Origin of the sequence: Paenarthrobacter sp. OM7 (assembly GCF_029873575.1) — a bacterium.
Classification (GTDB): domain Bacteria; phylum Actinomycetota; class Actinomycetes; order Actinomycetales; family Micrococcaceae; genus Arthrobacter.
Genome location: NZ_CP123579.1, coordinates 2,252,558 through 2,265,039 on the forward strand (window position 1 = coordinate 2,252,558; position 12,482 = coordinate 2,265,039).

Genomic DNA, 12,482 nt, shown 5'->3' on the forward strand with positions numbered 1-12,482 from the left:
CAGCCCTTGCCCTGTGGTCACCTCAGGGTGTCCAATCCTGTTTAACGTTCGAACAGGATGTGTTCGGACTCCGTGCCGGGATCCAACACCAGGAGGTGCCCATGTCCGCGAAGGGCACGCGCGAAACGCCAAGGGGAGCCGGGCCCGGCATGACTGAAGCCCGACGGAGTGACAACGGCCCGGCCTTGGCACCAAGGGACCCCTCCCGAATCCGGAATGTTGCACTCGTGGGGCATTCTGGAGCCGGCAAGTCGATGCTGGTGGAAGCGCTGCTCGCTGCCACCGGAGCCATCACCAGGATGGGATCCATCAGCGAAGGCACCACTGTCAGCGATTCCGATCCTTCCGCAGTCCATCAGCAACGCTCGGTGACCATGTCTGTCGCGCCAATTCTGGTGGGTGATATCAAGGTCAACCTGATCGACACCCCGGGCTACACCGACTTCACCGGCGAATTGCGCGCTGGTCTAAGGGCCGCCGACGCGGCCCTTTTTGTTGTCTCGTCTGCCGACGGCATTGACGCTGCCACCATTGCGCTGTGGGGCGAGTGCGAGAAAGTCCGCATGCCCCGGGCGGTGGTGCTCAGCAAACTGGACCATCCGCGCGGCGACTTCAGTGCCGCCGTCGTGCGATGCCAGGAAGCTTTTGGTGAGTCGGTGCTCCCCTTGTACGTTCCGGCGGTGGGCAATACCGGCCTGGTCAGCATCCTCAATGGGCCGGCTGATGGGGATCCGTCATCGATGCCGGATGGTGAGGAGGCGCGGGGCAACTTGATCGAAGGGATCATTGCCGAGAGCGAAGACGAAACACTCATGGACCGGTACCTCGGTGGCGAGGAATTACCACTGGCAGACCTCATCAAGGACCTGGAAACCGCTGTGGCCAGGGGGAGCTTCTTTCCGGTCATTCCGACGTCGGCGGAAACCGGGGTGGGCCTTCCCGAGCTCATGGCCTTGTTGACCGATGCCTTGCCATCGCCAGTGGAACGCACCACCCCCGCGGTGATGAAACTGGACGGTTCGCCCATGAAACCGTTGGAATGTGATCCTGCGGGGCGTCTGGCCGCAGAAGTGGTGCGGACCACCGTGGATCCATTCCTTGGCCGCGTGTGCCTGGTCCGTGTCTTTTCCGGGACGTTGCGGGAGGATTCCGCCATCCATGTGGGCGGCAGGGGACTGGCGGACAGGGGCCATGAGGACCACGACGCCGATGAACGCGTCACCCACCTTTATTCGCCGGTGGGCTCCAGCTTGAAGGCCGTTCCACAGTGTATTGCCGGGGACATTTGCGCCATCAGCAAGCTCGCCAGTGCCGAGACCGGCGATACCGTGTCCGACAGGGAAGCGCCGCTGCTGATCGAAACGTGGAACATGCCCGAGCCACTGATGCCCATCGCCATCGAAGGTGCTTCACGGAGTGATGAAGACGCGCTGGCAAAAAGCATCGGGAAGGTCGCGGCCGCAGACCCGACGCTTCGATTGGAACGCAACCAGGACACCCACCAGCTCATCCTCTGGTGCATGGGAGAAGCCCACGCCGAGGTAGTCCTGGACAGGTTGCGCGGCCAGGGCGTCAAACTGCAGACCGTGGACGTTATTACTCCGCTCAGGGAGACTTTCGCCGGCAAAGCTGTGGGACACGGACGGCACGTCAAGCAATCCGGGGGCCATGGGCAGTTTGCCATCTGTGACATCGAGGTAGAGCCCCTCGCCAGAGGTGAAGGTTTCGCCTTCACTGACAGGATCGTGGGCGGGGCGATCCCTGCAACGTTCGTTACCAGCGTGGAAAAGGGCGTCCGTTCCCAAATGCTCAAGGGCGTATCCGCAGGATTCCCGGTGGTGGACATCAAAGTGACGTTGGTGGGCGGAAAAACCCATAGCGTGGACTCATCGGATGCGGCCTTCCAGGCAGCCGGGGCGCTGGCCCTTCGTGAAGCTGCGGCAGCCACCAAAATCCAGTTGTTGGAACCTGTCTCATCGGTGGTTATCAGTGTCCCTGACGAGTACGTAGGTGCCGTGATGAGTGATCTTTCGGGCCGGCGCGGCCGGGTTACCGGCACTACCGCGACCGACGCCGAGGGAACGGACATCACTGCCGAAGTGCCGGACCAGGAACTTGTGCGCTACGCCATTGAACTGCGTGCCCTCACCGCCGGAACCGGTCGTTTCCGCCGGTCCTACCTCCGTCACGAGCCCCTGCCAAAGTAGTGCCCAGGGGACAGGCTTAGGAGTTGGCCCGCAGGAACGCAGCCACCACGGGCGCCAGCGACGCCCCGGTCTCGGCCGCCCCGCGTTTGACACCCTTGACCGCGAACGAATGGTCACCGCCTTCGCTCCACTGGAGCGTCGCTGTCGGGCCTATCTTGCCCACCACGGCCTCCAACAGTTCCGGTGTTGCGAACGTATCCCGCGTGCCTTGGAGGAAGAGCATGGGCGTCGTAACTCCGTAGAGGTGTTCGTCGCGCAGTTTCTCCGGCTTGCCGGGCGCATGCAGGGGGTAGCCGAGGTACACCAATCCGCTGGCAGGCATGCCGTCGGCCACTGCCATGGACGCCATCCGACCGCCGAAGGACTTGCCCGCCGCCCAGAGGGGCTCACCATCGCTTAATTCAGCGGCCTTGTCCATGACGGCGCGCCACGTGGCGATGGCCAGGGGAGGGCGGTCGGGGAATCGCCGGCCTGCCTCGCGATAGGGAAAATTGAAGCGGAAGGTAGCCACTCCTTCGCCCGCCATCGCCTCGGCGAAACCCTGCAGGAACGGATGTTCCATTCCAGCTCCGGCGCCGTGCGCCACCACCAACGTGGCAAACGGGCTCTCCGGCCTGATATGGAGGGCGGAAATGTTGGATTCACCAACCGTGACGGTGACAGGTGTTTCAGTGTTGGGCATGTAACCATCATTGCCCATAGCACCGAAAACGCCGTGGGTGCTGACGCGCAAGCCCTTTACGGGGTAGCTTGTGCCCATGGCGAGCGAAGCAACCACTGTCACTGTTCCCGGTCCCGACGGCCCCCGGGAGGTCCGCATTTCCAGTCCAAGCCGGGTGATGTGGCCCGAGGCGGGACTGACAAAACTGGACCTCGCCAACTATCTCATCGACGTCGGAGACGCGTTTGTGGCCGCCAACGGAGGCCGGCCCGTCAGCCTTCAACGGTATTCAGGCGATATTGAGGGCGAGATGTTCTTCTCGAAAAATCCGCCCAAGGGCGCGCCGGAGTACGTCCGTTCCGTCCCGGTGACTTATCCCAGTGCCCGGTCCCATCCGCAGCTGGTCATCGACGAGCCTGCGGCTGCTGTGTGGGCAGCACAGATGAACACCGTGGTGTTTCACCCATGGGCCTCGCGTGCCGGCGATCCCGATAACCCCGATCAACTGAGGATCGACCTCGATCCCCAACCGGGCACCGATTTCGACGACGCCATCCCCGCTGCGCAGGAGCTCCGGTCAGTACTGGAGGAAGCCGGGTTGACGGCGTTCATCAAGACATCGGGCAACAGGGGACTCCATGTCTACGCGCCCATCCACCCCAAGCATGAGTTCCTCGACGTACGCCATGCTGTGATTGCCGCAGGACGCGAGTTGGAGCGACGGCAGCCGGACAAGGTCACTACAGCCTGGTGGAAGGAGGAACGCGGGACCAGGATCTTCGTGGACTTCAACCAGGCAAACCGGGACCGAACCATCGCCGGGGCTTACAGCCCCCGCGCCGTACCCACGGCACAGGTGTCCTGCCCGCTGACGTGGGATGAGCTGGAAGGCTCGGATCCCGCGAAGTACACCATCACCACAGTCCCGGACCGTCTGGCGAAGACAGGCGACCCGTGGGCATCCATGCACGATCACCCCGGCGATATCGATGTGCTGCTCGAATGGTGGGAGCGGGACGTCAAGAACGGCCAGGGCGAGATGCCCTTCCCGCCTGAATTCCCCAAGATGCCGGGTGAACCCATGCGCGTGCAACCCAGCCGGGCCCGCAAGCCCGAGGAGTAAACCGGGAGTCTGCTTGCCGCGACGCCCAGCTCAGGGGGTAACGAGCCTCGCACTTGCGTGCGGGTTGCTTCTTTGTGGGTGCACCCGCACGCCGGACCCCTTGCCGACTCAGGCCACTACGCCGGCACTGCCTCCGGTGACGGCAACGGTGGCACCAACGACGACGGCCCCTCCTTTGGTGCCGGCGGTCACCCCAACACCAAGCGGGCTGCCCACGGAGACCACCTTAGTTTCGCCGGCCTTCCAGGAGCTCCGGGCCACCTTGGAGCTCTTCTCCCGGGAGAAACTGGAGGAAGGAGCCTCAGCGGTGCTCATCAAGGCAAAAGTTGGCCGGCAGGAGTGGACCAGCGCAGCGGGAGTAAGGAGCCGGGAAGCGCGCACTGCCGTGCAGCCCAGCGACAGTTTCCCTGTGGGCGGGCAACTCCGGACCATGCTGGCAGTGTCCATCTTCAAGCTCGCCGATGAGGGACTGCTGACGCTGGACGACGCCGTCACCACGTACCTGCCGGGTTCCGTTGCTGCGGGTAGCCCCCTCACCATTCGCCAACTCCTGGGAATCACCGCAGCTCTCCCGGACGTATCGCCTGCCCAGGCCGATGCCTTGCTGGGACGGGTGGTGGAGCAACTCCGTGGTTCCCCGTTGGAGGCCGTCCTGCGGGCCGACATCCTGACGCCCCTGGACCTCGGGGCAACCCAGCTGTTGGCTCCGGGCTCCACCGTGCCGGATGACCTTGTCCACGGTTACATCCAGGAGGGCGGGGAAACCGTGGACGTGACGTTTCCCTCAGCGCCACCAGGGGTTGCACCAGGTGGCCTGGTGTCCAGCATCGGGGACATCAGCGCCTTCCAGGACGCCTTGCTCAGGGGGCGGTTGTTGGCGCCGGCAAGCCTCATCGCCATGAAGGGCACAGTGTTCGCCGAGTACGGCCTTGGCCTGGACCATTGGGACGACCGCTGTACGAACGGCTCCTACTACGGCCATGCCGGAGATGTTCCAGGCTACGGAAGCGTTGCCCTCAGCAGTGCCGACGGCAACCGACAGTTGGCCATTTTTGTGGCCTATCCTCCGCAGCCCCTTATGACGCAACCGTCCGCACTTTCCCTGGAGATGACGGGTGTTGCGCAAGTGGCCTTGAACTCAGGCTGCCGTTTCCGGTTCCGCTGAACGTGCCTTCCAGGCATCCGCGCGGCTATTCGAAGCGCGAAGTATCGCCCATTCCGCTACGCACAACCTCGGCCACTCCGCTGGAGAAGTCGATCACGGTAGTGGGCTCTGAGCCAGTATCGCCGGCGTCGATGACGCCATCCACCTGGTTGTCCAGGAGCTCCTTGATTTCCCATCCCTGGGTCAAAGGTTCTTCTTCATCCGGCAGCAGCAGGGTGCTGGACAGCAAAGGCTCGCCGAGTTCGGCCAACAGCGCCTGGACTACCCTGTGATCGGGAATGCGCACCCCCACGGTCTTCTTCTTGGGGTGGAGCAGCCGCTTGGGGACTTCACGCGTGGCCGGGAGGATGAAGGTGTAGCTGCCGGGAGTGACGGCCTTGATGCTCCTGAAGATGTCGTTGTCCAGCATCACGAACTGGCCCATCTGGGCAAAGTCCTTGCACACCAGGGTGAAGTGGTGTTTGTCGTCCAACTGCCGGATGGTCCTGATCCGGTCCAGCGCTTCCCTGTTCCCGATCTGGGCCCCCAGAGCGTAGCAGGAGTCGGTGGGGTAGGCGATCAAGCCGCCGCCTTGGAGCATGCTCACCACTTGGCCGATGGCGCGTGGTTGTGGATCTTCCGGGTGCACGTCAAAGAATCTGGCCATGGGAAGAGCCTACGACAAAGCTAAGACAAGACGTCCTTGTTTGAGAATTTGGCGTAGGCCAGCGCGCCGCACACTGCCATGTACCCGGCCTGGAGAAGCGCGTTGTCGCCGAACGATGTCCAGGAGATGGGCTGCCGCAGAAGATCCGCGAAACCCAGCCAATGATGGCTGAAGAGCCAAGGGTGCAGCCATTCAAGTTGGGGGAGGTTGTCCAGAACTTGCGAGACCACCGACAGGACGATCGTGGCCGCCATGGCCCCCACCGGTACGTCCGTGAACGTCGAAATGAGCAGGCCGATCGCCGACAATCCCAGCAGCGACACAGTGATGTAGGCAGCGATCAACAGCGATCTCATGGCCGACTCGCCGACGCTGATGGTGTCACCGGACAGCAGGGTCACAGGCCCCACGGGAAAAAGTACGACGCCGGCCAGGGCGCCGGAGGCCGCGACAGTCGCCGTTGCGGCGAAACAGAAGGCAACGGCCCCGGCATACTTCACCAACAACAGCCGGATCCGTCCTGCGGGAGCCAGTAGAAGGTACCGCAAAGTTCCAGTGTTGGCTTCTCCTGCAATGGTGTCTCCGGCCACCACGCCAACGGTCAGTGGCAGGAACAGTGGAACGCACACCACCAAGGCAGTCACAGCCACGAAGAGTCCGTTCTGGGTGATGCGGTCCAGGAAAAGCGGTCCCCGCCCGGGCGTCGTGGGCCGGGACGACAACTTCACCGCCACGGCAATCAGCACGGGAACTGCAGCCAAGGCGATCAGCATGGCCCACGTGCGGAGCCGGCGGAACAGCACGGACAGCTCAGAACCCAGCAGTGCCCATCCGGCTCCGGGCCGGCCGGCGGCCGAGGTAGCGGGCGCCGCAGGTTCAGCCGACAACGTCGAACCCCTCTCCGGTCAGTGACACAAAGCGATCTTCGAGGCTCGCGTTTTCCACGGCGAAACCGCGGACCCGGACACCCTCGGCAACCAGTGCGGTCACGATCGTTTCGGGTTCCAGTCCATTGAGCCCAGTGCCCAACAACGCTGTGGTTCCCCAGGGGCTGCCGGTACCAGGAGCCTGGCCGGGAACCAGTCCCAGGCGAGCCAGGACGCCGGCGGCACGTTCGACGTCGGGGGTGTGGACCACAACGTGGGCCTGGCCGGCGGAACGCAGCTCTTCCAGGGGACCTTGAGCAACCAGACGGCCGGCACTCATCACGGCCACGTGGGTGCACATCTGTTCCACCTCAGCCAGCAAGTGGCTGGAAACGAACACGGTGGTCCCGCCTGCGGCCAGGGCCCGAACCAGGCCACGCACCTCACGCGTGCCCTGCGGATCCAGTCCATTGGTTGGTTCGTCGAGGACCAGCAGTTTTCGTGGCCTCAGCATGGCGTTGGCCAGGCCAAGGCGCTGTTTCATACCCAGCGAATATGCCCGGACCTTCTTGCCTGCGGCGTGGCCAAGCCCCACCCGCTCCAAAGCGTCGTGGACACGTTGCCGCCTGGTGGACGAGGCAGCATGGCGGTCGGCGGTGTCCAGGCGCATCAGGTTGCCCGTACCGGAGAGAAACGGATAGAAGCCCGGCCCCTCCACCAAGGCCCCGACGTCCGGCAGGACGGACGCCAGCGACTGGGGCATCTCCTGGCCGAGCACCCGGATGTCCCCACTGCTTGCCGATGCCAAGCCCAGCAGCACCCGGATGGTGGTGGTTTTGCCTGAACCGTTGGGCCCAAGGAAGCCGAAGACAGAACCCCGGGGGACCGCGAGGTCTATTCCATCAACGGCGGGTCGGTGACCGAAGAGTTTGACCAGGCCACGCGTTTCTATGGCGAAGTCGGAGGGTAAGGATCCGCTCACTGGGCGGCAGCGGCTGACTGGAGCCGCTCCAGTGGCACCATGCCCGCGTAAACGCGGCCGTCGTCGAGAATCAAGACACTGACCAGCGACGTAGTTAACGCACGGCCACCGGCGACAGGTTGCAGTGCCTGGGACAGCTGGGGGTTGGACGTCAGCCCGGCCGGGGCAGAGCCTGCCGGCAAAACTACAACCGACTCCCAACCCTCACCAGTGACGGTGGGGCGTGGGCGGTTAGCCTCAGGCGCGACCTCCGGTGTGGGTGTGCCGGGAGCTGCCATGGTGGGTACCGGCTTGGCAGGGAGTGTCTTCTCCGTCACGGTGGCGCCCGGTGGCGGGGTGAACTCGAACAACGCAGAATCCGGAGTGGACAGGTTCAACTCAGTGAAGCCCAGTGAATACGCGGGGTCGGTCTGGCCCTTGGCCCGCACTTCGACACCCAGGGGCAGGCCGGTGTCAGCATCAACATCGATCGCCACCGACTCAACCAAGGTCGCAGTGTTGCGGGGATGCAGGCTGATCCGGTACGCACTTCGGCCGGCAACCGAGGAGGAGTCGCCAACGGACACCTCGGTGGTGTCGTCGATTGCCGCCAGAAAACGGCTGGCCATTGCCTCGGGCGTGGGCAAATCCCGTGAGGACATGTCCGGTGAAGGCCGTTCCGGTGTGGAGGTGGGCGGAAGCGACGGCCTGGGGCCCGCGAAGGACGGGACCTCGGCTGGAGATGGCTGCGGCGCAATTAACCGCGTGGCGCTGTTGTCGGCCGAGTTGTAGAACCAGGCGTCCCGCCCGTTGATCACCACGTCACGCTCCGCCATGCGGTCCATGATCTGCAACCGGGCCTTGGACGGACCGTCGAGGTAAACCCTTGCTGTGTGGGAGCCGGTCAACAACTCCATCGCCGAGGCAGCCCCGGGGGCAATGCCCGGGCCCGCAACGGGGATTTCCGGCAGTCCCAAAGCAGCAGTTTGTTCTACGGTGCCGGACAGCGCCCGGACCTCTGTGCGGGCAATCATCGCGAGGATTTCGTCAGCGGTCTTGGCCGGGAGGGAAACGGTAGCACCCGCTTGCACCGAGCCGAACATGGCAGCCATCGCTACAACAAGGGCGATCACGCCGACAGGCAGCCACCGCTGCTTGGACCGCGCCATTGTTACCAACCGCCGATCGTGAAAGGCATGAACCCAGACTACTCCGGTTACCTGCGCGGATCACCTGTCCGGGCATCAGTCCCTTATGATTTGGCGTGCCAGTTCCACCGCCCCGTGGACCGGGGCTTGGGAGAGGATCCGGATCGATGACGGATCTTCCAAGGAGACCTTCCGGGCAACCGAGCCAGCGAGCTGGCTGTGGTTCACCAGTAAGCTGCCGGCCATGACCAGTGGCAGCTCGAGGCCGAGCTCTCCCAGTACCTGCCTGGCCAAACTTGCCAAATGATGGGCGGCCTCCGCCTGAATCCGCATGGCTGCCGAGTCGCCTTCGGCGGCGAGTTCCAGGACCAGCGGGGCGAGAGTCGCCCAGTGATCCGGCTCCGGCTTGGCGTAGAAGGCATCCATGAGCTGCAAGGCGTCCACATTGGCCGTTGCGGCCATCAGCGAGCGGACCAGCGTCCCGGGTTCCAGGCCTGCATAATACTCCCGGAGGGCTTCACGCACGGCGTCCCGCACCACGGAGTAGCCACCGCCCTCGTCGCCAAGCAAGTAGCCATAGCCACCGCTGCGGGCCTCCGCCCCGTCTGCGTTCCGGCCCCAGGCTACCGAACCGGTGCCGGCAACCAGCACAACTCCGGCATCCAGGCCTGCTGCAGCGAGGACGATGCGCGTGTCATGGACCACCTCAACGCGGGCGCCCGGAAAGTGCTCAGTCAGGAGCGCGGACAGCACAGCCCGGCTGGCTGGGGTGTCGGCGCCGGCCGCGCCGGCACATACGGCTTCGATTCCACTGCCCACACTCGCGGCAATCCTTCGCAGAACTGCGTCGGCTCCTTGGTGGCCCACTGAGGAAAGATTGGCGCTCGCTTCGGTGATTTCGACGCCCCCTCCCTCCGCGTGGGTTCCGTCCCAGCGAACGGCATGCGTCTTGGAGCCGCCGATGTGCAGGCCGAGAACCGCCGGCATCATCGCCGGGCCGCCGTTTCATCTGCCCCGGTCAACGGGGCGACGGTGGTATTGGAGCTGGCCCCGGACCTCTTCCCGCCGTTTTCACGGAACTTCTTTATATCCTCCAACTGATGTCCCTTCGTTTCCTGGCTTTGTCAGGTCAGCGTGGTCCTCATGAGCCCAGTTCACATTGGCATAGACCAATTCCGTTGTCTACAAGTAGGATGTCCAATATGCCCACAGACGTCGCGCCGGCAACGCCGAAGTACTACTTCCTCAAGACTGAGGTTCTGGGGCTCATCGCGGGCCTCCAGCCAGGAACGCTGATCCCCACCGAACGTGCACTGGCCGGGAAGTACGCCACGTCCCGTACTACTGTCAGGCAGGCAATCAGCGAGCTGGTGGCCGAAGGAAAACTGGGACGCATCCAGGGGCATGGAACCTTTGTGGCCCCACCCAAGGTGACGCACGTCAGGCAACTGACGTCCTTCTCCGATGACGCCCGCAACCAGGGGCTTCGGCCGGATTCCCGGCTGCTGGCCCTGGATGTGGTCGGCTCCGATGCCGGCGTCGCAGACCAGTTGGGACTTGCGCAGGGCGAACCTGTGACCCGGCTCGAGCGCATCCGGTTGATTGAAGGGGAGCCTCTGGCGCACGAGGTCGCCTGGCTTCCCGGCAGGCTGCCGCGCTTCAAGTCCAATCTGGCCAAAGCCGGTTCGCTGTACGCAGTACTGGCCGATGTCTACGGCCTCCGCGTCGCCGACGTTGAGGACACTGTGGAGACGGCCCTGGCTGGGCCGGAGGATGTCAGGCTGCTGGGGATCGAGATGGGCGCGCCATTGTTGGTGGTCCACCGGCTGGCCCGTGACGCCAACGGTGCCCCGCTGGAATGGACCCGCAGTGCGTTTCGCGGCGACAGGTTCCGGTTCGTATCCCGCGTGAAGTCGGGAGGTTGAGGTGGCCAACTCGTCCTCTGGAGAGTCAATCATCCGGCGTCTGGTCCGGCTGGTGGGAGCGTTCGACGACGCCCACCTCACCATGAGCGTCGCCACCCTGGCCAGGCGCTCCGGGCTTCCGGTGACAACCATCTACCGTCTGGTGGACGAACTCTTGAATGAAGGTTTGCTCGAGCGCGGAGCCAACGGCGAGGTGCGGATCGGCACCCGGCTGTGGGAGCTGGTGTCCAGGAGCTCACGCATGGTGGGCCTCCGCGAAGCGGCCTTGCCCTTCATGGAGGATGTGCAGTCAGTGGTCCAGCACTCCACTACTTTGGGAATCCTGGATTCGGACGAAGTCCTGTACATCGAACGGATCGGCTCCAGGGATTCCCTGGTGGACATCACCAAAGTTGCCGGCCGCCTTCCGGTTCATGGAACCTCGTCAGGGCTGGTGCTGCTGGCCTATTCGCCCCCTGCTTACCAGGACCTGTTCCTGGCCCGCACGCTGGAGAAGTTTACCGATGCAACCCTGACCCAGCCCACTGACCTGCGACGTCACCTGGCCAACATCCGGCAACAGGGGTTTACTTCCATGCCCGGAATCATCGTGCCGGAATCCAGCGGAATCGCAGTCCCTGTCTTTGGCCGTGCGAATGCGGTGGTCGCCGCCCTGAGCGTCGTGGTCCCCAGAAATGAAGAAAACGTCGCGGCCCGGGTTCCGGTCCTGATGACTGCTGCGCGCGGCATTTCACGGGCGCTCGGCTGGCGGGGCGAGCTCAAGGGCGCTGTCCGGCAAAGCAACGGAAGTATCTGATTCCCGTTCATCGGTAACCCTGTGGTTACACTCACAACCGCGCTGGCAGAGTAAAACCCAGCAGGGCATCACCGCCCAAATCTCCACCTCATCAGGGCCCCTGGGGCTCTGTTCCGTGCTGCCCTGCGTTGTACCTGGGTTTCAGCAGCCGCAACGCCGCGGCAGGAGGAGTTGGTCATGGAAACAGCAAAGCAGGCTGGGCAGGAGTCCGTCAGCGGGAGGGTGGCCGGCAAGGTCGCCGTGGTGACAGGAGGCAGGGGAGACCTTGGCGGTGCCACAGCCCGTCTGCTCGCCCAGCACGGAGCAAGTGTTGCCAGCCTGGACCGGGCGGGAACATCCACCACAGCAAGGCACCCGGGGATCACTGAATACGACGTCGATGTCACCAATGAAGCCAGTGTCGCGCAGGCCGTGCAGCAACTGACCGCTGAGCTCGGCGCACCGGACATCCTGGTCAACGCGGCAGGAATCATCGGCCCGGCAGGTGCCAGCCACACTGCCAGCGTGGACCAGTTCAACCTCGTCTTCGACGTCAATGTCAAAGGCGTGTGGCTCCTGACCAAACACGTTGTCCCGGCCATGATCGCCAAGCAGTCCGGCAGCATCATCAACTTTTCCTCCATCCACGGACTAACCGGCGGGCGCAACGTTCCCCTGTACCACGCCACCAAAGGAGCCGTCCGGCTCTTGAGCAAGTCTGACGCAGCGGCCTATGGCACCTACGGAGTCAGGGTGAACTCCATCCATCCCGGATCCATGAACACGCGGATGAGCAGGCACTCTGCAGAACAGTCGGACATCGGAGCGGAGGCCTACTACCAGCAACTGGTGGGCGGAAACCCGCTCCCGCGCCAAGGTGAACCGGACGAGATCGCCTACGGAGTGCTCTATCTGGCCTCCGATGAGTCCCGTTTCACCACCGGCTCCGAGTTGGTCATCGACGGCGGCTACACGGCCGTCTGACAGCCCCCAATCCATCACGCC

13 protein-coding genes are annotated in these 12,482 nt (G+C 64.0%); 6 read left to right on the forward strand and 7 right to left on the reverse strand.

Going from position 1 to position 12,482, the window contains the following annotated elements; translation table 11 throughout:
- Positions 1–101: 101 nt before the first annotated feature.
- Entirely contained in the window at positions 102–2,207 is a 2,106-nt protein-coding gene (locus tag QEH68_RS10375; RefSeq protein WP_280627896.1) for an elongation factor G-like protein EF-G2, read from the forward strand.
- Between the two features lie 16 nt (positions 2,208–2,223).
- Here the strand turns inward: QEH68_RS10375 and QEH68_RS10380 are convergent, their stop codons facing one another.
- Positions 2,224–2,889, reverse strand: coding sequence for an alpha/beta family hydrolase (locus tag QEH68_RS10380; RefSeq protein WP_207597390.1), 666 nt, complete (start codon positions 2,887–2,889; stop codon positions 2,224–2,226).
- Positions 2,890–2,965: 76 nt separating this feature from the next.
- Here QEH68_RS10380 and ligD point away from each other — a divergent pair, with 76 nt between their 5' ends.
- Positions 2,966–3,991 carry a non-homologous end-joining DNA ligase gene (gene ligD / locus QEH68_RS10385; RefSeq protein WP_280627897.1) on the forward strand — a complete coding sequence of 342 codons (1,026 nt, stop codon included), beginning with the start codon at positions 2,966–2,968 and terminating at the stop codon, positions 3,989–3,991.
- A 108-nt stretch (positions 3,992–4,099) separates the two neighbouring features.
- On the opposite strand, the gene QEH68_RS10390 is transcribed toward ligD, so the two are convergent.
- A complete protein-coding gene (locus QEH68_RS10390) occupies positions 4,100–4,306 on the reverse strand; it encodes a hypothetical protein (protein WP_280627898.1) in 207 nt (68 codons plus the stop codon).
- Here QEH68_RS10390 and QEH68_RS10395 point away from each other — a divergent pair.
- Positions 4,299–5,156 (forward strand): serine hydrolase domain-containing protein, encoded by an 858-nt coding sequence (locus QEH68_RS10395; RefSeq protein WP_280627899.1) that lies wholly within the window; start codon positions 4,299–4,301, stop codon positions 5,154–5,156. The genes QEH68_RS10390 and QEH68_RS10395 overlap by 8 nt on opposite strands.
- Positions 5,157–5,181: 25 nt before the next feature.
- On the opposite strand, the gene QEH68_RS10400 is transcribed toward QEH68_RS10395, so the two are convergent.
- From QEH68_RS10400 to QEH68_RS10420, 5 genes are all read right to left on the reverse strand, one after another.
- Positions 5,182–5,802, reverse strand: coding sequence for an L-threonylcarbamoyladenylate synthase (locus QEH68_RS10400; RefSeq protein WP_280627900.1), 621 nt, complete (start codon positions 5,800–5,802; stop codon positions 5,182–5,184).
- A gap of 20 nt (positions 5,803–5,822) precedes the next feature.
- A complete protein-coding gene (locus QEH68_RS10405) occupies positions 5,823–6,689 on the reverse strand; it encodes an ABC transporter permease (RefSeq protein ID WP_280627901.1) in 867 nt (288 codons plus the stop codon).
- Positions 6,679–7,650 carry an ABC transporter ATP-binding protein gene (locus tag QEH68_RS10410; protein WP_207597395.1) on the reverse strand — a complete coding sequence of 324 codons (972 nt, stop codon included), beginning with the start codon at positions 7,648–7,650 and terminating at the stop codon, positions 6,679–6,681. The genes QEH68_RS10405 and QEH68_RS10410 overlap by 11 nt, the downstream gene beginning before the upstream one ends.
- A complete protein-coding gene (locus QEH68_RS10415) occupies positions 7,647–8,762 on the reverse strand; it encodes a DUF2092 domain-containing protein (protein WP_348537386.1) in 1,116 nt (371 codons plus the stop codon). Before QEH68_RS10415 ends, QEH68_RS10410 begins: the two co-directional genes overlap by 4 nt.
- Before the next feature lie 111 nt (positions 8,763–8,873).
- Positions 8,874–9,767: a BadF/BadG/BcrA/BcrD ATPase family protein gene (locus QEH68_RS10420; protein WP_280627902.1), complete on the reverse strand. Its 894-nt coding sequence runs from the start codon at positions 9,765–9,767 to the stop codon at positions 8,874–8,876.
- 203 nt (positions 9,768–9,970) lie between these two features.
- Here QEH68_RS10420 and QEH68_RS10425 point away from each other — a divergent pair, with 203 nt between their 5' ends.
- The 3 genes from QEH68_RS10425 (at position 9,971) to QEH68_RS10435 (ending at position 12,461) form a co-directional block, all read left to right on the forward strand.
- Positions 9,971–10,702 carry a GntR family transcriptional regulator gene (locus QEH68_RS10425; RefSeq protein ID WP_280627903.1) on the forward strand — a complete coding sequence of 244 codons (732 nt, stop codon included), beginning with the start codon at positions 9,971–9,973 and terminating at the stop codon, positions 10,700–10,702.
- 1 nt (position 10,703) lies between these two features.
- Positions 10,704–11,498, forward strand: coding sequence for an IclR family transcriptional regulator (locus QEH68_RS10430; protein ID WP_280627904.1), 795 nt, complete (start codon positions 10,704–10,706; stop codon positions 11,496–11,498).
- A gap of 177 nt (positions 11,499–11,675) precedes the next feature.
- Positions 11,676–12,461 carry an SDR family oxidoreductase gene (locus QEH68_RS10435; protein WP_280627905.1) on the forward strand — a complete coding sequence of 262 codons (786 nt, stop codon included), beginning with the start codon at positions 11,676–11,678 and terminating at the stop codon, positions 12,459–12,461.
- Positions 12,462–12,482 lie beyond the last annotated feature (21 nt).